Source organism: Shouchella hunanensis, assembly GCF_028735875.1.
Lineage (GTDB): Bacteria > Bacillota > Bacilli > Bacillales > Bacillaceae_D > Shouchella > Shouchella hunanensis.
Genome location: NZ_CP117834.1, coordinates 3675143 through 3701561 on the forward strand (window position 1 = coordinate 3675143; position 26419 = coordinate 3701561).

The 26419-nt window shown below is 40.9% G+C and carries 28 protein-coding genes; 2 read left to right on the plus strand and 26 right to left on the minus strand.

Annotated elements, in window-relative coordinates; translation table 11 throughout:
• Nucleotides 1-6: 6 nt before the first annotated feature.
• From PQ477_RS18820 to PQ477_RS18850, 7 genes are all read right to left on the minus strand, one after another.
• Nucleotides 7-3555, minus strand: coding sequence for a dynamin family protein (locus PQ477_RS18820; RefSeq protein ID WP_274272685.1), 3549 nt, complete (start codon nucleotides 3553-3555; stop codon nucleotides 7-9).
• Nucleotides 3552-4067: a YpoC family protein gene (locus tag PQ477_RS18825; RefSeq protein WP_274272686.1), complete on the minus strand. Its 516-nt coding sequence runs from the start codon at nucleotides 4065-4067 to the stop codon at nucleotides 3552-3554. Before PQ477_RS18825 ends, PQ477_RS18820 begins: the two co-directional genes overlap by 4 nt.
• Complete coding sequence (nth, locus tag PQ477_RS18830) at nucleotides 4060-4719, minus strand: endonuclease III (RefSeq protein WP_274272687.1); 660 nt, start codon at nucleotides 4717-4719, stop codon at nucleotides 4060-4062. The genes PQ477_RS18825 and nth overlap by 8 nt, the downstream gene beginning before the upstream one ends.
• Nucleotides 4720-4729: 10 nt before the next feature.
• Nucleotides 4730-5446, minus strand: coding sequence for a DnaD domain-containing protein (locus tag PQ477_RS18835; protein ID WP_144559053.1), 717 nt, complete (start codon nucleotides 5444-5446; stop codon nucleotides 4730-4732).
• A 148-nt stretch (nucleotides 5447-5594) separates the two neighbouring features.
• Nucleotides 5595-6887, minus strand: a complete 1293-nt coding sequence (gene asnS / locus PQ477_RS18840) for an asparagine--tRNA ligase (protein ID WP_274273599.1) — start codon at nucleotides 6885-6887, stop codon at nucleotides 5595-5597.
• Nucleotides 6888-6991: 104 nt separating this feature from the next.
• Nucleotides 6992-7486: a cell wall elongation regulator TseB-like domain-containing protein gene (locus PQ477_RS18845; RefSeq protein WP_035397949.1), complete on the minus strand. Its 495-nt coding sequence runs from the start codon at nucleotides 7484-7486 to the stop codon at nucleotides 6992-6994.
• Between the two features lie 9 nt (nucleotides 7487-7495).
• Complete coding sequence (locus PQ477_RS18850; protein ID WP_035397952.1) at nucleotides 7496-7675, minus strand: YpmA family protein; 180 nt, start codon at nucleotides 7673-7675, stop codon at nucleotides 7496-7498.
• Between the two features lie 128 nt (nucleotides 7676-7803).
• Here PQ477_RS18850 and PQ477_RS18855 point away from each other — a divergent pair, with 128 nt between their 5' ends.
• Nucleotides 7804-7983 (plus strand): hypothetical protein, encoded by a 180-nt coding sequence (locus PQ477_RS18855; RefSeq protein WP_035397954.1) that lies wholly within the window; start codon nucleotides 7804-7806, stop codon nucleotides 7981-7983.
• An 87-nt stretch (nucleotides 7984-8070) separates the two neighbouring features.
• Here the strand turns inward: PQ477_RS18855 and PQ477_RS18860 are convergent, their stop codons facing one another.
• The 13 genes from PQ477_RS18860 to PQ477_RS18920 all read right to left on the minus strand — a co-directional run bounded on the left by PQ477_RS18860 (nucleotide 8071) and on the right by PQ477_RS18920 (nucleotide 21002).
• Nucleotides 8071-9363: an amidohydrolase gene (locus PQ477_RS18860; protein WP_060705320.1), complete on the minus strand. Its 1293-nt coding sequence runs from the start codon at nucleotides 9361-9363 to the stop codon at nucleotides 8071-8073.
• Nucleotides 9363-12149, minus strand: coding sequence for an ATP-dependent DNA helicase DinG (gene dinG / locus PQ477_RS18865; RefSeq protein WP_274272688.1), 2787 nt, complete (start codon nucleotides 12147-12149; stop codon nucleotides 9363-9365). The genes PQ477_RS18860 and dinG overlap by 1 nt, the downstream gene beginning before the upstream one ends.
• Before the next feature lie 15 nt (nucleotides 12150-12164).
• Nucleotides 12165-13085, minus strand: a complete 921-nt coding sequence (locus PQ477_RS18870) for a tetratricopeptide repeat protein (protein WP_035398354.1) — start codon at nucleotides 13083-13085, stop codon at nucleotides 12165-12167.
• Nucleotides 13086-13147: 62 nt separating this feature from the next.
• The gene (gene panD, locus PQ477_RS18875) at nucleotides 13148-13531 is read right to left on the minus strand and encodes an aspartate 1-decarboxylase (protein WP_035398357.1); all 384 of its coding nucleotides are present in this window, start codon (nucleotides 13529-13531) and stop codon (nucleotides 13148-13150) included.
• A complete protein-coding gene (gene panC, locus PQ477_RS18880; protein WP_052008296.1) occupies nucleotides 13516-14385 on the minus strand; it encodes a pantoate--beta-alanine ligase in 870 nt (289 codons plus the stop codon). The genes panD and panC overlap by 16 nt, the downstream gene beginning before the upstream one ends.
• Nucleotides 14385-15221: a 3-methyl-2-oxobutanoate hydroxymethyltransferase gene (panB, locus tag PQ477_RS18885; RefSeq protein ID WP_035398359.1), complete on the minus strand. Its 837-nt coding sequence runs from the start codon at nucleotides 15219-15221 to the stop codon at nucleotides 14385-14387. The genes panC and panB overlap by 1 nt, the downstream gene beginning before the upstream one ends.
• A gap of 201 nt (nucleotides 15222-15422) precedes the next feature.
• Nucleotides 15423-16394: a biotin--[acetyl-CoA-carboxylase] ligase gene (locus PQ477_RS18890; protein ID WP_274272689.1), complete on the minus strand. Its 972-nt coding sequence runs from the start codon at nucleotides 16392-16394 to the stop codon at nucleotides 15423-15425.
• Nucleotide 16395: 1 nt separating this feature from the next.
• The gene (locus PQ477_RS18895; RefSeq protein ID WP_274272690.1) at nucleotides 16396-17514 is read right to left on the minus strand and encodes a CCA tRNA nucleotidyltransferase; all 1119 of its coding nucleotides are present in this window, start codon (nucleotides 17512-17514) and stop codon (nucleotides 16396-16398) included.
• Nucleotides 17507-18658 (minus strand): N-acetyl-alpha-D-glucosaminyl L-malate synthase BshA, encoded by a 1152-nt coding sequence (gene bshA / locus PQ477_RS18900; RefSeq protein WP_274272691.1) that lies wholly within the window; start codon nucleotides 18656-18658, stop codon nucleotides 17507-17509. The genes PQ477_RS18895 and bshA overlap by 8 nt, the downstream gene beginning before the upstream one ends.
• Before the next feature lie 7 nt (nucleotides 18659-18665).
• Nucleotides 18666-19364, minus strand: coding sequence for a bacillithiol biosynthesis deacetylase BshB1 (bshB1, locus tag PQ477_RS18905; protein ID WP_274272692.1), 699 nt, complete (start codon nucleotides 19362-19364; stop codon nucleotides 18666-18668).
• Between the two features lie 74 nt (nucleotides 19365-19438).
• A complete protein-coding gene (locus PQ477_RS18910; RefSeq protein WP_035398364.1) occupies nucleotides 19439-19852 on the minus strand; it encodes a methylglyoxal synthase in 414 nt (137 codons plus the stop codon).
• A 12-nt stretch (nucleotides 19853-19864) separates the two neighbouring features.
• On the minus strand, nucleotides 19865-20659 hold the full coding sequence (dapB, locus tag PQ477_RS18915; protein ID WP_274272693.1) for a 4-hydroxy-tetrahydrodipicolinate reductase: 795 nt from the start codon (nucleotides 20657-20659) through the stop codon (nucleotides 19865-19867).
• Complete coding sequence (locus tag PQ477_RS18920; protein ID WP_035398368.1) at nucleotides 20652-21002, minus strand: nucleotide pyrophosphohydrolase; 351 nt, start codon at nucleotides 21000-21002, stop codon at nucleotides 20652-20654. Before PQ477_RS18920 ends, dapB begins: the two co-directional genes overlap by 8 nt.
• Nucleotides 21003-21132: 130 nt before the next feature.
• Here PQ477_RS18920 and PQ477_RS18925 point away from each other — a divergent pair, with 130 nt between their 5' ends.
• Nucleotides 21133-21999 carry a YitT family protein gene (locus tag PQ477_RS18925; RefSeq protein ID WP_035398370.1) on the plus strand — a complete coding sequence of 289 codons (867 nt, stop codon included), beginning with the start codon at nucleotides 21133-21135 and terminating at the stop codon, nucleotides 21997-21999.
• 40 nt (nucleotides 22000-22039) lie between these two features.
• Here PQ477_RS18925 and PQ477_RS18930 read toward each other — a convergent pair whose 3' ends face one another.
• The 6 genes from PQ477_RS18930 to PQ477_RS18955 all read right to left on the minus strand — a co-directional run bounded on the left by PQ477_RS18930 (nucleotide 22040) and on the right by PQ477_RS18955 (nucleotide 26302).
• Nucleotides 22040-22735, minus strand: a complete 696-nt coding sequence (locus PQ477_RS18930; RefSeq protein WP_035398373.1) for a zinc metallopeptidase — start codon at nucleotides 22733-22735, stop codon at nucleotides 22040-22042.
• 80 nt (nucleotides 22736-22815) lie between these two features.
• On the minus strand, nucleotides 22816-23592 hold the full coding sequence (locus tag PQ477_RS18935) for a sporulation protein YpjB (protein ID WP_144559059.1): 777 nt from the start codon (nucleotides 23590-23592) through the stop codon (nucleotides 22816-22818).
• A 61-nt stretch (nucleotides 23593-23653) separates the two neighbouring features.
• Entirely contained in the window at nucleotides 23654-24253 is a 600-nt protein-coding gene (locus PQ477_RS18940) for a DUF1405 domain-containing protein (protein WP_274272694.1), read from the minus strand.
• 51 nt (nucleotides 24254-24304) lie between these two features.
• Nucleotides 24305-25090, minus strand: coding sequence for a menaquinol-cytochrome c reductase cytochrome b/c subunit (locus PQ477_RS18945; protein WP_144559060.1), 786 nt, complete (start codon nucleotides 25088-25090; stop codon nucleotides 24305-24307).
• A gap of 35 nt (nucleotides 25091-25125) precedes the next feature.
• Complete coding sequence (gene qcrB, locus PQ477_RS18950; protein ID WP_035398380.1) at nucleotides 25126-25797, minus strand: menaquinol-cytochrome c reductase cytochrome b subunit; 672 nt, start codon at nucleotides 25795-25797, stop codon at nucleotides 25126-25128.
• A gap of 13 nt (nucleotides 25798-25810) precedes the next feature.
• Nucleotides 25811-26302, minus strand: coding sequence for a Rieske (2Fe-2S) protein (locus PQ477_RS18955; protein WP_035398381.1), 492 nt, complete (start codon nucleotides 26300-26302; stop codon nucleotides 25811-25813).
• Nucleotides 26303-26419: the final 117 nt, after the last annotated feature.

Consider the following 26419-nt stretch of genomic DNA (forward strand, 5'->3'; position numbering starts at 1 on the left):
TCATCCCTATGCTTTTTCATTTACCCATCGTTGTAAGGTAGCGCGTTCTGCTTGAATGCTTTCTTGCATCGTATCTGTATGAAGCTGTCTGCGCTTCGTGATTTCTGCAGCGACCTTTCCTTCTAACAGTTGAGCTTGTTTCTCGAATAAGTGCTTCGTTACTCCATTTAGTGTTTGTTGAGTATGTTCCTCTTCTTCCCTTAAACCTGCACGCATTTGTTGAACGAGCTCTTCTACTAACGTTTCCTTCACTTGTTTCACACGACCGCCTTCAAAAAAATCTTTAAGCGATTGAAATGAACCAACATTTGACTGAATAGACAGTGTTGTTGTTAACGTCGCCTGTAGTGTCTCGAGTTGAATAGATTGTTTGGCATGTGGAAATTGAAAGCCGGGTACGGTTGCTTGAATGGATTGTTGCCATTCTTTTTTCCACTGCTCAAATGCCCGTTGGAGCATCAGACTAATGCGCGTCATCGTTGCTTTTAATTCTTGATTAACATAAAAAACACTATCTTCATTCCATGTTGCTAATTGGGTGGCTAATACTTCCTTCTGTTTTTTTCGAGATGGGCCAACAATCGTAGCCACATTAACAAATTCAATGAAACGATCACGACTTACATAAGGAATGCGCTCTCGTAAATAAGCAAACAATTCACTTGCCTCTTGCTCCACTTTCATATGAAATGATTTCCCATAATCTTGCTTAAATGAATCCAGCATCGTAGTTAGCTGCTGTTCAAATTGCTGTTGTTGCGCTTGCTTCTCTTCGTCCTTAAGCGCTGTAAACACTTCTGCTTCCTGCAAATACAGAAGATACTGTTTTACATTTGCCACAAATGACGTTCGGTTGGCTTCCTTTAACGACGTTAATAAGGGGCCATAAAGCTCTTGTTTAAAATCATTAAAGTCTGTTGATGCGGCTTCTTCTTCAAATACATTTTTACTTGAAAGAGAAAACAGTGCAGGTTGATCAATTCCTGCTTCTTCAAGTGAACGCATGACAAATGACTCCACACCGAGACGCTCTTGTTCATTTGCCGCTAAATCAATCGCATTTAAAACAAAATAGAGTTTTTTAGAGGCAAACTGCTTATTCATTTTCCCTAATTGCTCAATAAACTGTGCATCGGCTCGTGAAAAGGAATGGTTATAGTACGTTACATACAAAATCGCATCTGATGCTTTTACTTGTTCATAAGCGACATTTGTATGTCGACCATTAATGGAATTGACTCCAGGCGTATCCACTAACGTCAAGCCTCGTTTCGTCCACTCACACTCATAATAGATGGTCGCATTAGCAATCAAACAAGCAACATCTTCATTCACAATTTTTTCACTTAAATCAGCCAGAGATACCACTTCAGCTTGCTCGATAAAGGACTCGAAGCGTTTCATACTTTTCTGTAACGTTTCAATATAGGACAAGGCTTGTTTTTTAGCTGCCGTTGTTGCCTGATACGTTTTCGTCCGAAAGCGTTGAAACTGTTCTAGCGTAAGTGACACGTCTAATAGCTGTGAAATCGATGCTAATTCACCGCGTAATTGTTCATACGTTTTGTATTGAACAAAGACATCCCCATTTGCATAAGTCGATGTTGGCCGGGTTACGGTAGTCACCGTCGCCGTTGTTGGATGAGGAGAAGCTGGTAATACTTTTTCACCTAATAATGCGTTTGCCAAACTTGATTTCCCTGCACTAAAAGCACCAAATAATGACAATGTGAATTGCTCTGTCTGAATATGCTTTATTTCTTGCTCAAGCTGTTCATGCCAATCTTGGGTGTAGGCTGTTTTTTCAAATTGATTCATTACTGTTTGCACTTGTGCAATCGCTTCATCTGTTACACGAATGCGTTCATTCGTCAGTCGACGCTCGGTTTTAGTAGTTGGTAGAAGTGTGGTTTCAGCATTTTGTTTCACTTGCTCTTTCCAAGACGAAGGGCTGTCTTCAAAATGAACCGTTTTTGTCATCATTTCCTTTAACGCATTAGAAAAAGCTCCTTTATCATCTCTTCGGTTTGCTTCCTTCACTAACCCACGAATGATGGTTTCTTTGCGCTCTTTAGCAGAGAGATAGTTTGACACATACGGCTTCATTGCATCAAGTTGCTGCCGCCTCTTATGTGCTTCTTGCTTTTTTCTTTCATCATAAGCCTGCAATTGCTCTTCTGCGATGGTAAGCACGTCTAGGGCTTGCTTCTTCAACTGCCGCTTTATTTCTTCTGTTCGCTCTTTTGTATACTGGTAGACAAAAGAGTCAGCGAACGTCGTCTTCGGCACAGCTTCTTCTAAAAAAGAAGGCGTTGCTGTAAATGAAAGGGATTGAACAGCTTCTAAAAAGACAGGTTGGTTTGTCATTTCTCCTAAAGGAAGCGATTGCAGAGATTGTCTGATGTGAAACACAAGCTGCTTGTTTATTTGGTCGTTAAGTTCATGTAATACCTCTTTTTGACGGTGGATTTTTTCCTGTGCAACCTTTCGCTTAGATGCAAAAAGACCGATTTTGAAATTCGGTCGCATGGCTTCAAGCCAGTTACCTGTTTTTTCTGTTAAGATTGAATTGAATACGGTTGCTTGTCGAAACAAATCGTCCCATTCCTGTAAATAATGCTGATGTCGAGCTGCTGAACCTTGCTCAGCTTGAGACACTTTTTCAACATGTTGATCGTAATTCTCAATATCTGTTAACTGATAACCTTCTTCTTGGAGTGTTTCAGCAAAACGGGTGCGCTCTTCTATCCAATCATCCTCGACTCTTCGCTGAACCGATTTAAAAAAACTATATTCAATTTTTGTTTTTCCTGCTTCGACTAACTCATTTCCATAAAAAAACAGCGATAATAAAGCTGCTTTTAAACGCTCAAGTTCATCGTATGGGGACTGTTTAATTGTTGTAAAAAATAAGTCGTGATACGCAATTCCCCATTCCGCAAGTGTATCTAAAATACTTTGTTTGTAGCTTTGAAAAGACAACTCAGCATCATGATGTTTATCCACTTGGTTGACGACTATAAATAGGGGCTTTCCCTCATCAGAAAGTTGCTTTAAAAAGCCTAAATTGGTTTCGGACTTAACATGGTTGTAATCCATGACATAGAGTAAAATATCAGTCGTAAAGAGTGCTTCTAATGTTACTTGTTGGTGAGTCGGATCTGTTGAATCAACACCTGGTGTATCGACTAAGCTACCTGCATGTTGCAAAAACGGTATGGGCGCATAGATCATTAGTTTTTCAACATTTGCCCCGTCCATGGCGTAACGTTTGATAGCTGTCCAGTCAATTAGCCCTTGAAAAGACTTTTCTGTACCATCTGTATGCACAACAACTACTTTTAGATCACCATGGGCAATCGTAATTTGATTGGCACTCGTTGGAATTGGACTTGTAGGTAAAATTGGCACACCTGTCACATGATTAATTAAAGACGACTTTCCAGCAGAAAAATGGCCACTTAATGCAATGGACAACGTGTTTTTACTTTGAATTCGTTTCCACTGAAGCTGCTCATTATCTGTTAAATTCGCATGCTCTTTTACTTCATTCACAGCTGACTTCCTCTCTTTGACAATTTCTTCAAAAGATCGACACGCTCATTCAGCTTATTGAGGTCTTCCATAAAGGAGCAAAGCTGAACAAAACCCCGGTCTCCTTGTCCATGTAAAATAAATAGCACACGATCCACTGCATTTAGAGGTGCATGAGTAAACGTATGTACATCATGTGCTATTTGCGTTAATTTTACTCTTTGACCATTTAACCAGAAAAGACTTTGTAGCATTAACGCTTTCATAATAAGCTGTTCATGAGCAATCTCTTTACCCTTTCCTTCTTTTATTAGAGCCAGATACCGATCTTTCTGACAAGTAAAAGAATGCTGGAGTTCACGGATTGCTTCTGTTGTGTTGACTTCCCATGGTTTCGTAAATACTGTTATATCTTCAAAGAAAGGAAGGCTTAGCTGACGCGTTATAAAATCTTGCTGTGCGTCTACATAAACCTCTTCTCCTTCCCTATAAAAAGGGGCCACACAAAAAGAGGAAGGAACCTTTTTATACATGATCCTTCACTCCTTTTAACCGTTTTTTCCCTTCTCTACACATAAAGGCCAAAGGACATTGCTGGCATTGAGGATTTTGTGCTTTACAATGATAACGGCCAAAGAAAATCATTCGGTGATGGGCATCAGACCAATCGGCTTTCTCAATTTTCTTCTCAAGGGTTCCCTCTACTTGTTTAACAGAGTCTTTCCAACGACAAATGCCTAGACGCTTTGACACACGCTCTACATGCGTATCAACAGCAATGGCTGGGATGTTAAACGCAACACTTGTAACGACATTGGCGGTTTTTCTTCCAACACCTGCAAGTGCCTCTAAATCTTCCCGAGCAGACGGAACCTCTCCATTATGATCATCGAGTAACGATTGAGCCATTTTTTTTATGTTTTTTGCTTTATTTCGATATAAGCCAATTGACCTTATATCCAATTGTAGTTCCTCTATTGGAACTGCACAGTAATCTTCGGGTGATCTATATTTAGCAAACAAACTCGGTGTTACACGATTTACTAGCGCGTCTGTACATTGAGCAGATAGCATAACGGCTACGAGTAATTCAAACGGATTATCGTGAACCAGTTCACACTCTGCTTCAGGGAACATTTCTCCCATTTTATCAACGACAAATTGGGTATCTTTTTTCGATAACATCGTGCTCTCCTTACAAATTTTCTAACCAATTAAATCCCGGTATGTTTTCTGATTGTTTTGCAGTCTGGCGTTTTTCTTTGTTGACAGGTAAAGTGTTTTTCTTTCTAAACCGTTCGCTGTGGGCATGTGCCTGTTCAACGGTTCGAATGCCATTGCGCTGCCATTCAAACAAAATGCGATCAATGTAGCGGAAATTCAATTTACCTGAGATTACAGCTTCCTTTAATGCGGCTTGAATTAATTCAACTGTATAGGTATCTTGGTCAATCCACATGGAAATCGTTTCTACTTCAATCGGGGATAGTGGTCTGGCAAACTCTTGTTCGAATTGCTGAAAAAGTTGCCCTTCTATTTCTTCTGTTTTCGTTCCTTCATTTTCACTTTGTTTTGTCTCTAAGTAATCGATTAATTGAAGCCATAGCGGGTCAAGTGAACAATATTCATACACCATGTTCGTTTCGTCGTCGCGCTTGTTTTTAATTGACAATAACCGCTTACGGACGAGCTGACCAATTTTTTCAGCGCATTCTTCAATCGAAAGCGTCATTTGTTCACTTAACGTTTGCGGAGTTGGAAACGAATCACCGTTATCAATTAATCGTTGAATTTGTATAAGAAGAACAAGCTCCGTCTCGTTCATATTTAACTCTGTATAATGCTTTAACAGTAAATGGGGCACAGTGACTTGCTTTTGCTGAACCCATTTTAATAAGACTGTATCATCCACAACTACCACCTCTAACAACTCTTAGTATAACACGTTTACTTCTCTTGAAGCAGTAGAAAACAAGTAGTGATTTTAAGGAATTGCTCCTTTTTACAACTAAAAAACACCTTACGTGCATTTTACTATGCGGTAAGGTGTTTTTTTATTGTTACGGGTATAAACGATTTAACAAGCGTGGAAACGCAATCGTTTCTCGAACATGTTCAATGCCAGAAAGCCAAGCAACGGTACGCTCCAATCCTAATCCAAACCCTGAATGTGGAACTGAACCATATTTTCTTAAATCTAAATACCATTGATAAGCATCTAATGGTAAACCATGTGCTTCAATTTCTTGTTTTAACAAATCGTAGTCATGAATGCGTTCTGATCCACCAATAATTTCACCGTAGCCCTCTGGTGCAATTAAATCGGCACATAATACAACATCATCTCGATCTGGAGCTGGCTGCATGTAAAACGGCTTCAGAGATTTTGGGTAGCGTGTAATAAATACTGGTTTGTCGTAATGCTCTGCTAACGCTGTCTCATGAGGTGAACCAAAGTCATCGCCCCAGACAATATCGTCAAAGCCTTTCTTATGTAAGAGCTCTAACGCATCGTCGTATGTTACGCGAGGAAACGGACCTTTAATTGCAGCAAGCTTCTCTTTGTCTCTTTCCAAAAGATCAAGTTCTAAATCACAATTCATTCGAACCTGCTCAGCTAAATAGCACACATACTCTTCTTGTAAATCTAAGCTTTCTTCGTGCTCAACAAAAGCCATTTCGGGTTCGATCATCCAAAATTCAATGAGATGGCGTCTCGTTTTTGATTTTTCCGCTCGAAAGGTTGGTCCAAACGTGAATACACGATTTAACGCCATTGCACCAGCTTCAGCGTAAAGTTGTCCACTTTGCGATAAAAACGCATCTTCATCAAAATATTTCGTATGGAATAGCTCAGAAGTGCCCTCAGGTGAACTACCTGTTAAAATCGGTGAATCTAATTTTGTAAAACCTTTTGAAAAGAAAAAATCAAACGTTGATTTAATGATTTGGTTTCGAATTTTCATCACAGCATGCTGTTTTTTTGAACGAATCCATAAGTGACGATTGTCCATTAAAAACTCTGTTCCGTGGGCTTTAGGTGTAATTGGATACCCTTCTGCTTCATGAATAATGTCAATACCTGTTACTGTGAGCTCGTAGCCAAATGGGGAACGCTCATCTTCGCGAACAATGCCAGTAACATAAAGCGACGTTTCCTGAGTTAGTGCTTTTGCTTGCTGGAATAGTGCTTCTTCTACTTCTGCTTTTACCACTACACCTTGAATAAAACCTGTACCGTCTCGTAATTGCAGAAAAGCGATCTTTCCACTTGATCGTTTATTTGCAAGCCATGCTCCGATGGTTACTTCTTTGTCTACATATTGACCTACTTGGGCAATCGTTGTTTTCAAAACTGTCATTCCTCCTGAACGTCTTTCTTTTCAAACGTTTCTTTTTCCGACTAACATTATAACTGACCGTGGGATGAAAGTCGATAGAAGCCCACTCTTCGCTCTTAAGCAGCTGTGTGAATACTGTAACTCTTTAAATACGCACCTGTTTCAAACAATGTATAGTAAAAAACCCTTGAACCATTTGTTACGTATGTAAATTCATACACTGGTTGTCCATTTTCAACACCAAGTCGGATTGATTCAAAGGACGTTACGTTTAAGTCTTGTGATACAGTATCAACCATTTCACTTTTTTCTACACCATCTGTAGGAGAAAGTAAATAATATTCATCCGATTCTTCATAGTCCTGATGCAAAAATAACAATTGGTCTTCTCCGTCATCATTGGTGCCTTCCAAGACCCAGTAACTGTCACCACCATAATAATGGGAGACATCGCTTACGGTAGATAATAAATTATAGTTTAGAGCAACCGTGCGTGCGTCTTCCCCTTCTGTTGCTAACGGTGCACGGATTGTACTGTACAGCCAAATACTCAAGCCACTAAGAAGAAACAAACTAACGAGTAGCGAAATAATAATTCCTTTTTTCTTCATTTTTTTCCTCTACACTTCATAAATGGTAAAAACAATTTTTTCAGAGTCTTTGGCATCAAGAGCAAAACCAAATGTTAATCCTTTTTCTTTTAACGTTCGATTTAATTGATCAACGACTTTGTAGAAATCATCTGTACGATCAATTGTCACTGTTGATAATACTTTCATTTTCATATCGGTATTTTCCATTTTTCTTCACTCGCCTCTCCATTTAAAGTATACCAACCAAATTCTAGACTTCTCCACAATCTTTACTAAACATAGCTTGCCTTGTTCGTGGCAAAATACAAATACGCCAGAAGAAGGGGGGCGTTCATATGGAACAACATGGCTTAGCCGATTGGTTTCAGCATCAAAAGGACGAATGGTCCTTGCTTCGCAGAGGAAACCAAACGTTGGAGGACATATGCTGTTTTCCATTAAAGCAAACAGCGTTTCCTGCTGTGTTCTATCCACTATCTGCAAGTGCAGAGGATATGCAGGCTGAAATCGATTAAAAACCTTCTACCTACACCTCATTGACGCTGCAAAATCAGCGTTCTGCTTATCGACTAAGTCGATAAGCTTTTTGTCAACAGACTGTTTTATTTAGAGATGGAACGAGCTTCTGCCATAATTTTTTCTTTATCCATCGTAACGAATTCTTTGTCGCGATACAATGGTTTTCCTTGAACAAACACATCCGTAACGTCAGTTCCCTTAGCAGAGAAAACGAGATGAGATAGTACACGTTGTTCAGGCAAAAAGTGAGCTTGATGTGGAGAGAGCATAATAAAATCGGCTTCATTGCCAGGCCGTAGTGCACCTACTTGATTGACATACGTTGCCTTCGAGCCATTTATTGTCGCCATTTTTAAGCCTTCGTATGTTTTAACAAGATCAGCCTGTTCATTTACACCACGCTGCAACAGTAACGCAAATCGCATTTCTTCAAACAAATCTAAATGATTATTTGATGCAACTGAGTCAGTTCCAATCGATACTGGAATACCATGCTTTAGCATGGATGCTACTGGGGCTATTCCTGATCCAAGTTTCATATTACTCATGGGATTGTGAGAGATCATTGATCCTCTTTGTTGAATTAGCTCAAAATGTTGCTCATACATATGAACACAATGGGCGAATAGCCATTTCGTACCTGCTAGCAATTCACGTTCTTCCAATAACTCCAACGGATGCATGCCGTGTTGATCCATAAAATCATGGATTTCTTTTCTCGTTTCTGCCAGATGCATATGAACAGGTAAATCAGCATCACGAGCGGCTTCTACAATACGGTCAATATAGTCCGGTGGGCACGTGTAAGGGGCATGAGGGGCTAACATCGTTGTAATTCGTCCGTTTGCTTCACCGTGGAAGGCTGTCGCAAACGAAAGGGACTCTGCTAGCTTTTCATCTTGTTCTTCCTTAGAACAAAGCCCAATTACCGAACGCATTAACGTTGCGCGTAAACCGACTTCTTTAATTCTGTTAGCAAAAGCCGGTAAGCCAAGATGATACATATCTACAAAAGCCGTTGTTCCAGAAGCAATCATTTCAATCATACTGACATCTCGTGCAACATGTAAAGTCCTTTCATTGAATTGTTGCTCTGCTGGCCAAATGGATTGTTCAAGCCACTCTTGTAGTGGCTGATCATCACTAATCCCTCTTAAAAGCGTCATACCTGGATGACCATGCGTATTAACAAGACCTGGCATGAGCCATTTCCCATTGGCATTTCGTTGTACAGTCCCCTCTTTTTCTTCTTGCGTCGGTTCTCCTTCCGCAATGGTCACAATACTTGCTTCATTAAAACGTATATAGCCACGATCAATAACCGTTTCTTCTTCATCCATTGTGATAATGGTTGCATTATAAATCAGTGTATCCACTACTCTTCCTCCTGATTATGAATATGAGCTTCCAATAAGTGTTCGAATTTCCCTTCGTACACTGGTGTAGTCGGCAGTGAAGCTAAAAACGTCTTCCCATACCTCGTTGTGACAACACGGCGATCAAATATAAAGAAGTTGCCTTGATCCTTCGTTGTCCGGATTAAGCGCCCAAACCCTTGTCGAAACCGAATAACCGCTTGAGGTAAAGAAAGGTCCGTAAACGGATTTTCACCGTTTTCCTTCGCAGCGTTAATTTGAGCCCGTGTAAGAGGTTGATTAGGAGGAGCGAACGGCAATCGTACAATAATTAAATGTTCTAGTGCATCACCAGCCAAATCAATCCCTTCCCAAAAACTATTAGTTCCAAGTAATATACTCGCTCCATTTGCTTGTCTAAACAGTTTTAAAAGGCGAGATCGTGATCCACTCGTTACGCCTTGACCAATAAGAGTTAGTTGCCCGTATTCATCAAGATCTTTTACGTACTGATAAACTTGCTTGAGCATGTCATATGACGTAAATAGTACGAGTGCTTTTTTATTCGTTGATTCTGTTAAGCGCCATAATTTAATGGATACATCTTGGATGAACAACTGATCATTATGAGCGCGCACATCTGGAATGTCGGTTGGTATAAATACTTTTAACTGTTTTTCATAGGAAAAAGGAGAGGCGATTTTTTGTGTACGCACACCAAAATCTTCTAATCCTAGTCGTTTTTGCGCATAGTCAAATGATTGATTAACAGTCAATGTCGCTGAAGTCAACACGACGCTATGTTTAGTTGCAAAAAAATCATCTGCTAACCTGTCGTTTACTCGAATCGGTTTTGCATATAAATAAATCGCATTTTTAGCACCCTTTGGCTCGGCTTCTATCCAATAAACAAATGCGTCATCATACTCTAAAAGTAATTCGTAGAGCTGTGTCACTTCTTCTTCAAATAATGCGATCATCGATTTAACATTTGCGATAAAGGAGCGCTCTTCGTAAGCAGGCTCATTGTCTTGTTCATGATCAACTGCCTTGTAAAGCTGTTCAATAATAGAAGAGCTGTTCATTTGCACACGCATCGCACATTCTAAAATCCCTTGCCATAAAACGCCTTCTTCTTGAAAACTATGATACACATAGCTCATGCGGCCAACATCCGTTGCTTCCGTCTGCCGTTCACTCACAAACGCGTGAAGCATTCTAAATAATTCTTCCACATCTTCTTTTATCTCATTTAACACGCTGCTAATCTCTTCACTTGACTCATTTATAAACGACTTATCTTGATTAACAGATTGAACCAATCGCGACAAAGAAAAGCCAATGGATAAATAATTAACTGCCATTCCAAAATAATCGATGGCCGTTTCTTCTAAATGATGGGCTTCATCTATAACGGCGTGACTATATGTAGGAATAATGGCTCTTCGTTGATGTACATCCGTCATTAACAACGCATGATTAACAATGATAATATCCGCTTCCTTTGCTTGTTTACGTGATCGATGATAAAAACAGCGCGAAAACCAAGGATTAAATCGACCTAAATCCGACGAAGCATCACTTTGTATCGTTTGCCAAAATAGCTGCCCACCACTGGATAAATTTAATTCTTCCACGTCACCTGTTCGGGTCTCCAACAACCAAATTAAGATTTGAGCTTTTGTTAGCTGGACATCGTATGAACCTTCTTCGCTGTACAATGCTGCCTCTTCAAATTTTCTTAAATCTAAATAATGTTGCCTTCCTTTTAACACTGCAACACGAATCTGCATACCTGACGCTTGTTTCATTAGCGCTAAGTCTTTACGAAGTAATTGCTCTTGTAAAGGGATAGAATATGTTGACAGTACAACCTTTTGGTTTGTTTGTTTCGCGTAATAAACACTAGGAATTAAATAGCCAAGCGTCTTCCCAGTGCCTGTTCCCGCTTCTATAAGCGCATGGGCATGATCGGAAAAAGCTTCGTACACAGCTGTTGCCATTTCTTTTTGCCCTTCACGAATTTCATATTGCTCAAATTGAGACGCAAGTTTTCCTTTTTCAGAAAAAAAAGCCTGCTCAAAGCTTGAAAATGTTTCAGGTAGCTCTTCTTCAGTGAATTCTTCTTCTCCTTCAATTCGCTTTAACGCCAGCTGCCTGAACACATCAATCGACGCATCATCAAACTGTGTTTTTTGAAGAGCTTGATGAATACCTTCCTCAATTAAAAAATCCCAGTCACTTTTTAAGGAAGCCGTTATTTTCTTTAACGCCTGTAGCGTTGGTAACGGTAGTTGAAGTATTTTTTTATGTAAATAAATAAACAGCTCAGCTGTCATTTCAGCATCACTGTCTGCTTGATGTGGTCGAGAATGATCCATATCAAAGTAAACGGTTAGATCTGAAAGCTTATAGCTATCTAATGTTGGTAACAAGCCTCGACTTAATTCTACCGTATCAAATGTATAACAGTTCGGAAACTGATAGCCCGCAAGCGCTAGCTGTTTCTTTAGGAAACCTTTATCAAATGGAACGTTATGAGCTACAAAATGACTTCCATTTAAAAAGGTTAATACCTCTTCAGCAACCTCTTCAAATAGTGGTGCGCCACTAACATCATTTTCTGTTATACCGGTTAATTCTGTGATAAAAGGTGGAATCTCACATTGGGGATCGACAAATGTTGAAAATCGATCCGTTATTTTGTGACCTTCCACCTTAACCGCTCCAATTTGAATAATTCGCGCGCCTTGTTCTGGAGCGTTTCCTGTTGTCTCCAAATCAAGCACAACATAAGATTGTGACACACTGACACCCCGTTCTTACTTTACTGTTGCTTGTATCCACTCATAGGATTTTTTCGCTTCTGGATCAGTTTGACCAAGCTCCTCTAATAAGTGAATCGCTCTTTCGTCTCCTGCTAATGCTTTATTCCATGCAAATCCGTGTAACCAGCGCGGCTTTTTACCTGTTAGCAACATTAAATGCTCATAGGCATAACAGGCAAGCTCATGCTCACCAATCCACTCTACTAATTGAGCAACTGCTACTAAGTCAGCTTCATTCTCAACCGTTTCAATTACCTCTAGGAAAGCGGCTCTAGCTTCTTCGACTTCACCTGCTTGCAAAAGCGCTAATCCTAATGCATAAAGACCATCGCTATCGTCTTTAACGTACGCGTAGCGTCTAAAGCACGTTACAGCATACGTGTAATTTTCTAGAGAAAAGTAACATACACCTAAATTATACATGACTTCATGATTTTCTGCTAAAGGTTGTGCTTTTTCTAAATACTGGATCGCTAATTCCAGTTTATTTTGAAGCATAGCCACCAATCCTAAACCTTGGTAGACAAGATGAAGAATCAATGTCTGTCTACTAATGAACTGTACGTAGCGGAAATATTCTTCACTTGCTGTTACATCATTTGTATAGAGTAAAGCATATCCGAGGTATAAACAGCGAATGGCCTCTTGTTTCTCCCCACACTGTTCTTGTTTTAATTGAAAACAAGCTTGATCAAATTGACCTTGATCAAATAGAACCGTTCCTTTTGACTGGTATGCATATGGCTCATTTTCGTCTTTTAGCTTCTTTTTTAACTCTTGAAGCGCTTCATCTAACGATCCCCACGTCATGAGTAATTGCTGTGTTTTATTCTCTAATACCTCAACTTGATTATCAAGCGGTAATTCCCAAACAGATTGGTACAGGCTATACCACTCGTCTATCCATTCCTTCAAAAAATCCCCTCCCATTCATGCGTTACTAACAGTTTGCATGTTTCTAGGAGGGAATATTCGAATTAGTAAACGGTAGAAGCTGGTTCTGTTCCTAACATTTCTACAATCTGATTGCTTTCGTTAAGAATAGCCACGTTAGGCGTATGACGATGAGCCTCTTCGTTGCTAAGGAGAACATAGCTTAAAATGATAATCACATCACCAGGCTGCACTTTTCTAGCCGCAGCACCATTCAAACAAATGGCACCGCTGCCTCGTTCCCCTTTAATAATATACGTTTCAAACCGCTCACCGTTATTGTTGTTAACAATTTGAACCTTTTCGTTTTCTAACAAGTCAACTGCATCAAGTAAATCTTCATCAATGGTAATACTGCCAACATAATTTAAGTTTGACTCCGTTACTCGAGCGCGGTGTAATTTTGCTTTCATCATTGTTCGGAACATGGTGTTTCACCTCGGTTGTTAAAATCCATTACGATATGGTCAATTAAACGTGCTTTTTTAAACTGATAAGCGAACGCCACAATGATAAGGGCATTGGCTTCATTCACTTTTTTTAACGATGGGTATTCATAGGCTTCCACATAGTCAATCTCGCCGACTGGGATGGACGCAAGAGTAGCCTTAACGTCTGCTACGAGTATCGATGGATCTCTTTTTCCGGACGCTTGCGCTTTCTGAAGTGCTTTGTAAAGCAATGGCGCATAACGACGCTCTTCTGCCGTTAAGTAGACATTCCGTGAACTTCGTGCCAATCCATCTTCTTCTCGGACAGTCGGACAACCTGTTACGGTAATTGGCAAGAAAAATTCTTTTACAAGCTGCTTGATGATCGCAAGCTGCTGGGCATCTTTTTCACCAAAAAATGCTTCATTTGGTTGAACAACAGAAAACAATTTTAAGACAACCGTTGCCACCCCATCAAAATGTCCAGGGCGACTTCTTCCACACATAACGTCTGCTCCTTGCTTAACATGAACCACTTGTGGAAAGCCATCTGGGTACATCTCTCCAACGGTTGGACAAAATAGGACGTCACAACCACTTTCTCTTGCTACTTGTTCATCAAGCGCTTGCTGCCTTGGATACGTTTCATAATCTTCTCCCGGGCCAAATTGAAGCGGATTGACAAAAATGGATACGACCACAACATCATGATGGTCTCTAGCTACTGAGAAGAGCGACTGATGCCCTGCATGCAAGGCACCCATCGTTGGAACAAAGCCAATTGTTTGGTTATCAGAACGATACGGAGAGAGCACTTGCTGTAATTCCTTTATGGTAGTCACAACAAGCATTACTTCGTTCCTCCGTAAAGGGTTAACCAGCCATCTTCTTTCATTGTGTACTGATGCTCTGGTGCAGGAAAATCTCTTCCTTTTACTTCACGTACATACTGAATAAGCCCATCCTCAATGACCGGTGAAATCGATACATACTGTTTAACAAATTTCGGTACGCGAGGTGATTCATATCCAATGACATCATGGTATACAAGCACTTGACCATCTGTTTGATTTCCAGCGCCAATCCCAATGATAGGTGCTGCTACTTGTTTTGACAAAATGGTTCCGAGCTGGTGAGGAATACACTCAGCAACAATGGCAAAAGCACCTGCCTCAGCGATTGCTTTTGCGTCCTCTACTAACTGCTCAGCGGTTTCTTGATCTTTTCCTTGCACTTTGTAGCCACCTAGTACACCTACTGATTGTGGTGTAAGACCAATATGACCAACAACGGGTACACCAGCCTGCACAAGTAAGCGAACCGTCTCAACGATCTCTTTTCCACCTTCGAGTTTAACAGCATCTGCACCTGCTTCTTGCATTAATCGACGCACATTAGCAGCTGTTTCAGAAAACGTACTATGGTACGCAAAAAACGGTAAATCAGTCACTACAAATGTGTCTTTCGCGCCTCTTTTAACCGATTTTGTGTGCAACACCATGTCGTCCATTGTTACTGGAACAGTAGAGTCATAACCAAGCATTACCATGCCTAGGGAGTCTCCAACCAAAATCATATCGACTCCAGCCCGCTCAGCAAGCTTAGCAGAAGGCGCGTCATAGGCCGTCAGCATGGCAATGGGTTCGTTGTCTTTTTTCATCTGTAAAAATTGGGTTGTTGTTTTCATTTCTCATCCTCCGGTTTCATGTGTTCAAATGTTGAACTGCATGAAACGGCGTAACCCCCCTTGCGCTTGCAAGGGGGGTTAAAAAACCTCATTATTGTCTCCGTTCTCAAAAGGAATCGAAGCAACAGACGCTTTTTTGCCCATCCATTCTTGGGTGCCGTTCTCGCAGATACAGCCCTTGCTCCAACAGTATAACAAGGGTTAAGAGGTTGTGTCGAGTTCAATGTCTGCAGAATAGATCAAATGTTCTTGTCCATTATCTTCCCGTAATCGTAATTGCCCTTCGTCCGTAATGCCGTATGCAAATCCTGAAAAAGTTCCTTTCGGTGTGCGTGCAATCACTCGTTGCTGTAACGAAAGGGCTCGAGCTTCCCATAACGTTTTTATTGCTTGAAAACCATCATTTACGTAGCTCTGATAAAGCCATTCAAATTCGTTCATCACTTCCGCAATCAATGTAGAACGATTTATCTTTTGTCCGCATTCAGCATAAATAGACGTTGCAACATCTTTCACTTGATTGTGAAACTCCATTTTTCCTTGATGACAGTTTATCCCAATCCCAACAATGACATAATGTAGTTGATCTGGATCTGCTGCCATTTCCGTTAGAATGCCAACAAGCTTTTTACCATTTACCATTAAATCGTTTGGCCATTTAATTTCACAGTCGATAGGGGCTACCTTTTCAATCGCTCGTGCAACAGCAACTGCAGCAACAAGAGTAAGCTGCGGGGCGCGAGTAAGTGGAATAGTCGGTCTTAAAATAAGAGACATTGATATGGTTTGCTCTTTTTCGACAACCCATTCTCTTCCTAATCGCCCTCTTCCTTCTGTCTGTTCATTTGCTACGATTAGCGTGCCTTCATGACTGCCATTTGTTGCGGCTTGGTGCGCCATAGGTTGAGTAGACGGCACTGAATCGTATGCAATAACGTCTCTTCCAAAGGTTTTTGTTTGAACTCTTGCCTCAATATCGTGTGCGTAGACCGTGTCTGGTGCTTGCAATAGGTTGTAGCCTTTGTTTGTTGTTGATTGAATCGTGTACCCTTGTTCTTTTAATGCTTTAATTTGCTTCCAGACTGCCGTGCGACTCACATTTAATTGTTCACTTATGACTTCGCCGGAAACATAATCACCTGCTAATAGCAGTCGCAAAAGTAATGACTTCATTTTACTCACTCTCTCGCATGTAGTAATGGATTAGAGCGTCTCGTTCATTTGGAACAACCCGTTCAACTACAGCCTTTTGAAGTTGTTCTAGAGCCGCCTTTACCCATGGACCTGGGTTTTTGTTTAGTTCCTCAATTAAGTCTCTTCCCGTTAGATCTAAATCTGATTTTGATTGGATAGGCAATTCTTGGTAGCGATTTTTCATTTTCTCTAGTGCTTCAAAATCCATTCCTCGACCTTCCCGAATCTTCTCGACTTCTATTGCCATACTTAGTCCAGCCTGATACAATTCCCAATCTGACCATTGCTGATTCAGACGGTAATGATACATATGATAGCGTTGCTTCACTTGTTTTTTCACCTGCTTGGAAAACGGTAGAGCAGCCAGCATATCTGTTGTACCAGCAATTAGGCAATATTCCACTAACGCCCTTACATCCGAGTCCCACGAAACAGACTCATTCGATTTAAGTACATTATAGACGAAAGGATGAAGGGTTAAAAAAGGGAGTACTTCCTCTAAACGTATCGTTTCCAAAAAAGAAAATGCTTTATGTTTGTAACCGCCTTTTAGTAACCCAACCCATTCTACTGCCATTCGCTCCCGTGCAACAGCGGTAAGACCATTGGCATACTTTTGACATGCTTGCAACGTTTCCTTTTCTACATGAAAGCCCAATGTACTGACAAACCGTGCCGCTCGAAGGATGCGAAGCGGATCGGACTGTAGGATCTCTTCAGGTCGATAGGACCGAATACACTTATTAGTCAAGTCAGATGTTCCGTTTACCAAGTCCAATACGCCGTCTTTAAGGCTGTACGCTAAACTATTGATTGTGAAATCTCGTGCTTGAATATCATCGACAAAGGTATGTCCTTTAAAGGTCGACACTTCTATTTGTACGTTACTTTGATAAACAAGCACCGTTTGAAAACGTTCATTAATTCGAATCGTTTTATGAAAACACGCTTCAATTTGTTCAGGTGAAGCGCTTGTGGTGATATCAAAATCTTTTGGCTTAAGTCCTAGTAAGTAATCACGAACGGCTCCTCCAACTAGGTATGCCTCATATCCCTTTTCATGTAGTGTTTGCAGGCATTGTTCAACGTGCTTATTCATCCATTGTCCCATCTTCCTGCAACATTTTTTCGTACAATCGCTCATATTCACTAACAATCCGCTGCGAGTAGAATTCCTGCTTCACTCGCTTTAACGCACGTTCGCGAAAGCGTTGATGAGTGGCTTGGTCTTGAAGCAACTGAAGTACTCGCTCTGCAACAAATTCTACGTCACCTACAGGGACAAGGTAACCAGTCGCTCCATCTTCAATGACTTCTGGAATGCCACCAATTGCTGTACCTACAACAGGTACACCACATGCCATGGCTTCTAATGCCACAAGCCCGAAGCTTTCTTTTTCACTTAATAAAAGCATAACGTCACTCATTGATAAAAGCTCAGCGATATGTTTCTGATTACCTAAAACAAGTACATTTTCCTCAAGCCCATGTTCTTTTATGTATTGTCTGGCAATTGGTAATTCTGGGCCGTTTCCAATGAGCAGTAGTTTCGCTTTCGCTTTATTTAAAATAAGCGAAAAGCTTTTTAAGACGTCGAGAATGCGTTTAACAGGTCGGAAATTCGAGATGTGAATGAGAACACGTTCATCTCTTGAAATACCGTAATGAGCTGCGAGTCCTTCGACTGGTTTAGGGTAATACACATCTTCATCCACAAAATTGTATACCGTTTCAATTGATTTCGACGTTTCGACTAACTCTTTCGTTTGGCGAACTAAATCATGTGAGACTGCGGTTACACAATCCGATTGTTCAATCCCAAAGCGAATTAACGGTTGAAGAGACGGATCAAAACCTAGTACGGTAATATCCGTGCCATGTAAAGTTGTCATAATTTTAATAGATCGTCCGCTCATTTGTTTTGCCAAAATGGCACAAACAGCGTGGGGAACAGCATAGTGAACATGTAAAATATCAAGTTCATGAGTGCGAATGACTTCTGCTAATTTACTTGCCGCTGTTAAATCGTGAGGTGGATGTTTAAAAACAGCATATTGGTTCACTTCCACCTCATGAAAAAAAATGTTCGGATAAACTTTATCGTCAAGACGAAACGGAATTTCTGTTGTAATAAAGTGAACTTCGTGTCCCCTTGAGGCGAGCTGCTTCCCTAATTCTGTTGCAACTACTCCTGAACCACCAACTGTAGGATAACAGCTAATGCCAATTTTCTTTGGTTTCAATGTCCATTCACCTTTCAAATAAATTTGCCATCTTTAAAGGGCGGTGCGTTTTAAACCCCTCTGCATAGGTTAAACCAACTTCTTTTGCAAACAAGCGATCTCGATCCATGACTGATTCAAGATAATCATCGGTTAACGGTGTTAAAACGCCATCTTTTGGATGAAATTGACTTTGATAGGCTTGTAAGGCAGCCATTTTTTCTTTATAGACTGTGCTAACATCCATTACAAAATCCGGTTGCGCAAAGCCATTTATAAAATAGCTAAAGCAAGCCTCAATTTTGTGCGGTTCGCTACCTGGTAAGCGATTTTTAATACCAGCATCGAAAATGGCTTCCTTCATAATCGTTGCACAGTTACCATGGTCTGGATGACGATCTTCTAAAGGGACAAAAATAAAACGTGGTTTTTTTGCTCGAATGATTCTTATTAGTTCATTTTTGTCTTCATCAGTCATGCTTTTCAGACCGCGGTCCTTTACGTTCAATTGCACCCGATGTTGAACACCGAGTATGTTTGCTGCTGCCTCTGCTTCCTTTTGCCTTGTATAAACATCACCATTCGATGATAACTCCGCTCGTGTTAACGTTAAAAAATGACACTGATAGCCTTCCTTCACATATTTCGCAATTGTTCCACCCATGCCGATTTCGATGTCATCTGGATGAGCTCCAACTGCTAGTAAATCACAATGATAAGTCGACATGCCCATTCTCCCTTTCTATCGTCATGAAAAAAAGGGAAGACCGTATCTCTCCCTTTTTCTGGCAGGCGTAAAGACTACAATGTTGGTCGATTGGTTTTTTGAACAGATCGAAATTCAAAATCACCACGCTCGAGTCCTTTTATAAGCACTTCTGCTGTACCAATATTGGTTGCAAGTGGAACAGCTTTAACATCACATAGGCGAATGAGAGCTGTTACATCTGGCTCGTGGGGCTGTGCCGTTAACGGGTCGCGGAAAAATAAAATTAAATCAAATTCATCTTCTGCAACGAGCGCTCCAATTTGCTGGTCACCACCGAGGGGACCTGATTTAAAGCGAGTCACTTGTAGCTTCGTGGCTTCCATTATTCTTGAACCAGTTGTACCCGTTCCATAAAGCTCATGGTTCACAAGGATTGGTTCATACGCAACGCAAAAGTTTACCATGTCTTGCTTTTTCTTATCGTGAGCAATTAACGCAACTTTCAACTCTATCACCTCTTAGTCAATTAAATTTTCAAGTCCATAAACAAGCGTATCTAGTTTGAGCACATGCTCAATGGATAGCTTCACACCAGGCATAAAGCTTCGGCGGTTTAATGAGTCATGTTTAATAGATAATAGTTGTCCTTCACCGCCAAAGAGCACTTCTTGATGTGCGACTCTGCCTGGAAGCCTAACACTATGAATGCGCATCCCCTCAAAATTTGCTCCACGAGCACCAGCGAGGTCTTCTTTTTCATTTTTATGCCCTTGCTGCTTTTCTTCTCTTTCAGTGGCAATGAGTTGAGCGGTTTTAATCGCTGTTCCAGACGGAGCATCTAACTTTTGATCATGATGTTGTTCAATAATCTCCACATCGGTTAAATAGCGAGCAGCTAACTGCGAAAACTTCATCATTAAAATCGCACCGATGGCGAAATTGGGGGCAATAATCGCTCCAAGCTCTTTCTCTTCAGCAAGCTGTGTTAATTCCTGAATGTCTGTATCTGTAAATCCAGTTGTACCGACTACTGGTCGTATACCATGGGCAAGGGCGATCTGCATATGTTTTTTACCGAAAGCTGGTGTGGTTAGATCGACTAACACATCAACTTCATGATTGCTAAAACACTCTTCCATATCCGAATAAATCGGTACTTCCAAATTACCAAACCCTTCTAATTCGTTTAACGTTCTCCCATTATGCTTTGAATCAACGACTGCAACGAGGTTTAAGTCTTGATCTCTTTCACAAAGCTGAACAGCTTCATAGCCCATCTTTCCTCTAGGTCCAGCTACTACAATATTAATCATTCCGTTGATCTCCTTCTTCTATCTTTGTCCAACGATCAGCATCGCGGGTAGTAAATTTATTCATAACGCGTGTATGGGCTTCCTCTAAATCAATGTTCAACGAGTTGGCGAGACAAATAAGAACGAACAAAACGTCGCCTACCTCTTCTTCCATTGCTTTTTCTTTTTCCGTTTCTTTTTTCGGCTTCTCGCCGTATGTATGGTTTACTTCTCGCGCTAGTTCACCAAGTTCTTCTGTTAGTCTCGCCATCATGGCGAGTGGACTAAAATAACCTTCCTTAAATTGGCTAATATAGGCATCGACTTCTTGCTGCATGTGTGCCATTGTTTTTTGATTATCCATACGTCCACTTCCCTTCTACCTTATCCTAGCGAATTCGCGCTGAATCCGCAATTAAAATTCATTGCCTGCTATCTTTTTTTCGTTCGTTTGAGTACACTAGTAGAGCACTGATTGTAAAGGAGACTGTTTTATGAGTAAGCACATTAAGAACATTGTATTTATCTTGCTCGGTACAGCATTAATGGCTTTTGGACTCGTTTATTTTAATATGCAGTACAATTTAGCTGATGGAGGCGTTACAGGCATTACGCTCCTGCTTTACTTTTTGTTTCAGTTTAATCCCGCTATTTCAAACTTACTTATTAACATCCCTTTGTTTTTTATTGGCTGGAAAATGCTTGGGCGGACGACATTCTTTTACACTCTCATTGGCACATTTAGTTTATCGCTTTTCTTAGACTTATTTCAACGTATTCCTTTCTCCACAGCACTGGCAGATGATTTAATGCTTGCTGCTTTGTTTGCAGGTGCTATCGTTGGGGTCGGTCTCGGTATCGTTTTCCGTTTTGGTGGTACAACTGGCGGAGCTGATATTATTGCAAAACTATGCTTGCGCTATTTCGGTTGGAGCATTGGCAGAACTTTCTTAGTATTTGATTCCTGTGTCATTGTGATTTCTCTTCTTTATCTTGATCTTAGAGAAGCCATGTATACAATCGTTTATGTTTTTATCGCCGCCAAAGTCATCGATTTTATTCAACAAGGATCGTATTCCGCTAAGGCTGCTTTTATTATATCTGATGATTTAGAACAAATATCGGAAGCGATTTTGCGAGAGATGGGGCGAGGCGCTACCGCATTAAAGGGAAAAGGGTCCTTTACTGGTAACGATAAAGAAATCTTGTATTGTGTCGTTGCACGAAATGAAACCGTTCGCTTACGTTCTATCGTTCATCGAATTGATCCTCATGCGTTTATGGCAATCAATGATGTGACGGAAGCCGCTGGTGAAGGGTTTACCCTCGATGATAACAAGATGCCTTTACGCGTGGACTAAAAAAACGCTAGCGACAGTCGCTAGCGTTTTTTCTGGTTTGTTAGTCTCGTTGTGCCAAGTAAATTAAAATGAGACGAGCAAGCTCCATAACCGCTACAAGGGCTGCAGCAACATACGTCATCGCTGCGGCATTTAATACTTTCTTTGTCTCACGTTCTTCATCGTTACGAATAATGCCGCTCGATACCATTTGTGCCATTGCCTGGTTGGATGCATTAAACTCAACTGGTAACGTGACAATTTGAAACAGTACAGCAGCCGAGAACATGACAATTCCTGCTAGCAAAATAGTTGGGGATGCTGATCCAAAAAGGGTAATGAGCAAACCAATCATAATGAGCCACTGCCCTAAGCTCGTCCCAAGTTGAGCCGCTGGTACAAGTGCGCTACGAAATTTCAAAAAAGCATATTCTTCTGCATCTTGGATAGCGTGACCCACTTCGTGAGCGGCAATTGCCGCTGCTGCGACAGAAGGTTTATGATAATTATTTGTAGACAATCGAACGGTTTTCGCTTTCGGATCATAGTGATCAGAAAGTTCGCCTTTTGTTTCTTCAATGGCTACGTCATGCAATCCGTTATCGTTCAAGATTTTTCTTGCTACTTCTGCTCCTGTCATTCCAGACGAATTGCGAATTTGTGAATACTTATTGTAAGCACTTTTCACTTTTCCTTGTGCAATCATCGGAATAATGAGAAGAAGAGCGAGGTATATTAAATAACCACCTAAACTCACTATGAAGTCACCTCTTTAGCTTAATAAATATAGTTCTATCATAAGATGAACGTCAAAATAAGTCAAACTAGACGCTCACTCTATTCGTTCTGTTTTACTTTCTTACGTTGCCCCTTAAATTTCCGAAACCCAACATAGCTCAGTGTTAAAAATACAGGTGTGCCAATAATAAACATGACCACATATAAGCCAGGGTCAACGGTTTCAACAGAGGAGAAAGCAAATAGCGCTAAGTATTCATGGCGCATCACATCGAGATGATTGTCAATTTCAGCTTGAGACAGCTGTTGTTCTTGAAGCTTATGATGCATGGCATCAAGCTCACTTACTTGCTCATACCCTTTTGAAATTAAAACAGCAGGACGAACCGTATCATACAGTTGTAACGTGCGATTGACCTCATACATATATTGTTGCGATTGAAACGGGTCATTCACTGCACTAATTCGATCTAAACTATCCAACAATTGTCGATCCATTTGATTCCACAACGGTTGATTTACTTGCTGAACAGCATCTGTACTAAGCCTGAGCGCCATTGCCAAGCGCACTTGTTCCTCAACCGTGACATCCTCTGCAAACAGCGCATCATAAGCAGATTCAAACGTCGTTACTAGTGTGCGCATTGATGAAAGAGTCCATTCCTCTTCAGAGAAAGGATAGACATCCATCTCATCGGATAACACTAAAGCCGTTTGCTTTGCATCATCTATATCGCCTTGCTTTAGTTGTTGAAGTAATTGACCTGCTAAGCCATCAAATTCATTCCAAGTTGGGTTCTTGTCCTCAACTGCATCACTGAATACAGGCAACAACAAAACGCTCAAGATCACTGCTACTAAAATCGTTCGCCACATCGCTCGTTCCCTCCTCTGATTGTTAGTCTATGAGAGGAAGGACAAGAGTAGACCTGTTGTATTAAGGCAAGTTTAACCGAAGCGCACGTTTGCGAACATTTAATAAGTAGACAAGCATAACCGAAGCCAAACCTAATAAAAATGTAAATACACCAATCTGCTGTATATAAGGCATAATGACACTGCTAATCCAGGGGTGCATCCCGAAAACATAATCAATGACATCATTGACTACTGTCCAAGTAAGAGCAACCCCAAGGTGCCATGCTTTAATCCGCATAAAGGGTAAGAAAAGAAGTGCTTGAAGCGCCATACCAGCGTGAGAAAGATTGAGCATTAGAATTTGCCAATGCATCGGTGCGCCTTCCATTACTTGAAACGTATTCATCACAACCGCCCAAATCCCATATTTCAGCAAAGTGACAGCAGCTAATGCTTCTATCAGACCTACGTTCTTTTTCATTAGAAATGCGACTAGTACAACAACAAAAAACAGGCTAGCTGTTGGACTATCTGGTACAAATGGTATAAAGTGCCAAGGTGTTTGTGCCAGTTGATTCCCATACCAGTAAAAGCCGTAGATCGTCCCAAGAGCATTTACGACCAATAACAGCATTAGTGTTGACCTCTTAGTTAACCATCCAAATAAATACGCAAGCATCTTTACACCCCTATGTAAAAAGAGCCACCTCTAAGGTGGCTCTCTCTAATCTTATTCCTCAGAATCTTGTCCGTGGTTCGCAATGAATTCTGCTAAAATTTCGAGCTCTTCATCGGTTCCTTCAAACAAGTCACCTGGCATAGCGCCTTGACCATTTACAATAACGTCCATCACTTCTTCAGCAGATTTCTCTGTCTCTAAGAGGTTTGGTGCACCTGCACCACCAGTCATCTGATCACCATGACAACTGATACAAGATTCGTTATTTGTATAGATTTCATACCCTTCAGCCTCGGTATCAAAATCAACATCTTCCGCAATAACAAGCTGCCCTTGTTGTGCTGCTGTTTCCCAATCGTGCTGATCAACAGACTCCCACGTTAAAAAGATGACAGATGCTACACCAAGCAACATTAATGCTGTTGCAATTGGGCGTTTGTGCGGACGACGCTCTTTTGATGTGTCAAGCCATGGTGCAAGTAGTAAGGCACCAAATGCAATACCAGGAATGACAACCGTTCCTAATGTATTAAAATCTCCAGAAGCAAATTCATATTTAAGTAATTGATACAAAAATAAGAAATACCAGTCCGGTAACGGTATGTATGCTTCTAACGGGTCGGCAATTGCCTCAAGAGGAGCTGGATGGGCTAGGGTTAAACAAAGAAACCCCATTAGAAAAACAGCACCAACCATCCATTCTCGAAGTAAAAAGTTCGGCCAAAACGCTTCAGTCTTACCCGGATATTCCGAGTAATCCTTTGGCACATTCACTTTACGTCCGTCTACTTTCACACGAGAATCGCCGACAAATTTCATCCCTTTGCCTCGATGCATGAATTTCCCTCCTTTTTTATCAAATGTGGGTTCTCTTATAGAGGTCCAGAGATTCCCTGTCTACGAATCATAATAAAGTGTGCACCTAATAGTCCAAGTAGTGCCGCTGGCAAGAAAAATACATGTATGGCAAAGAAACGTGTTAACGTCGCAGCACCAACGATGTCACCACCAGCAAGTAACGCTTTTGTGAAGTCCCCGATAATCGGAACACTTTCAGCAATTTCAAGTGTTACAACGGTTGCAAAGTATGCTTTCATATCCCAAGGTAACAAGTAACCTGTTAAACCAAGCGCAAGCATAACGAAGAAAATCAATACACCAACCACCCAGTTTAACTCACGTGGTTTTTTATACGAACCAGTGAAGAATACACGTAAAGTATGTAGAAACATCATGACAATAACTAAACTCGCACCCCAGTGATGCATACCGCGAACAATTTGTCCCATCGCAACATCATTTTGTAAAAAATACACCGATGCATGGGCATTAACAATATCTGGTACGTAATACATTGTCAGAAACATTCCTGACAAAATTTGAATGACCGTTACGAAGAATGTTAATCCACCGAAACAGTATATGAACGCCGAAAAGTGATGAGCCGGGTTAACGTGCTCAGGCACCTCGTGATCCGCAATATCACGCCACATAGGAGTAATATCTAGACGCTCGTCCACATAATCATAAATTTTTTGTAGCATTTTTGCGTCCCTCCTAGTCTCTTCGGTTTACCTCTCCAAGGTATACGGTTCCATTTTCAACACTGACTTCAAACACATCTAACGGTCGACGTGGTGGTGTACCAGGTACGTTTGTACCATCCTCTGTAAATCGACCACCGTGGCACGGACACGCAAATTCGCTCTCATCTTCGTTATAAGCAATTGTACAACCTAAGTGTGTACAAACTGATGAAAGCGCGATAACGTCGTCGCCATCTAAATAGATGTATGCTTCTTGCTCAACGGTTGATTCATACCAAGAATCTTGTTGGCTAAAGCTCCATGTGAATCGCTGCGGCGTATCTGTTAAATCGTCTAGCTCGCATACCGCTTCCATAGAAGACTCAGCGCCTGCTTTTAATGCAGGATCAAGGGCAAAACGAACCATGGGCATTAACATACCTGCAGCCATAAATCCACCTACTCCTGTGAGCGTGTACGATAAAAATTGCCGTCTCGAAACTTTGTGCTCTCTTTCGCTCACTTCTAAACCTCCTAACAGTTCAAAATCGACCAAGTTTAGCTTGGTATCATACAGATTAATACTAGGACGTTACTATCATACTATAACCGCATACATTAAGCAATATGAGTTAGAATA

Coding starts and splice junctions, on each gene's coding strand:
- PQ477_RS18890 (WP_274272689.1), bottom strand. CDS start 16,394: ATGAAGTCATTACTTTTGCGACTGCTATTAGCAGGTGATTATGTTTCC.
- panC (WP_052008296.1), bottom strand. CDS start 14,385: ATGCTTGTTGTGACTACCATAAAGGAATTACAGCAAGTGCTCTCTCCG.
- PQ477_RS18845 (WP_035397949.1), bottom strand. CDS start 7,486: ATGAAGAAAAAAGGAATTATTATTTCGCTACTCGTTAGTTTGTTTCTT.
- dapB (WP_274272693.1), bottom strand. CDS start 20,659: ATGATTAATATTGTAGTAGCTGGACCTAGAGGAAAGATGGGCTATGAA.
- bshB1 (WP_274272692.1), bottom strand. CDS start 19,364: ATGTCGACTTATCATTGTGATTTACTAGCAGTTGGAGCTCATCCAGAT.
- PQ477_RS18920 (WP_035398368.1), bottom strand. CDS start 21,002: ATGGATAATCAAAAAACAATGGCACACATGCAGCAAGAAGTCGATGCC.
- panD (WP_035398357.1), bottom strand. CDS start 13,531: ATGTTCCGAACAATGATGAAAGCAAAATTACACCGCGCTCGAGTAACG.
- PQ477_RS18855 (WP_035397954.1), top strand. CDS start 7,804: ATGGAACAACATGGCTTAGCCGATTGGTTTCAGCATCAAAAGGACGAA.
- PQ477_RS18850 (WP_035397952.1), bottom strand. CDS start 7,675: ATGGAAAATACCGATATGAAAATGAAAGTATTATCAACAGTGACAATT.
- PQ477_RS18935 (WP_144559059.1), bottom strand. CDS start 23,592: ATGTGGCGAACGATTTTAGTAGCAGTGATCTTGAGCGTTTTGTTGTTG.
- PQ477_RS18945 (WP_144559060.1), bottom strand. CDS start 25,090: ATGCATCGAGGCAAAGGGATGAAATTTGTCGGCGATTCTCGTGTGAAA.
- nth (WP_274272687.1), bottom strand. CDS start 4,719: ATGTTATCGAAAAAAGATACCCAATTTGTCGTTGATAAAATGGGAGAA.
- panB (WP_035398359.1), bottom strand. CDS start 15,221: ATGAAAACAACAACCCAATTTTTACAGATGAAAAAAGACAACGAACCC.
- PQ477_RS18825 (WP_274272686.1), bottom strand. CDS start 4,067: ATGTATAAAAAGGTTCCTTCCTCTTTTTGTGTGGCCCCTTTTTATAGG.
- qcrB (WP_035398380.1), bottom strand. CDS start 25,797: ATGCTACAAAAAATTTATGATTATGTGGACGAGCGTCTAGATATTACT.
- PQ477_RS18940 (WP_274272694.1), bottom strand. CDS start 24,253: ATGCTTGCGTATTTATTTGGATGGTTAACTAAGAGGTCAACACTAATG.
- PQ477_RS18895 (WP_274272690.1), bottom strand. CDS start 17,514: ATGAATAAGCACGTTGAACAATGCCTGCAAACACTACATGAAAAGGGA.
- PQ477_RS18925 (WP_035398370.1), top strand. CDS start 21,133: ATGAGTAAGCACATTAAGAACATTGTATTTATCTTGCTCGGTACAGCA.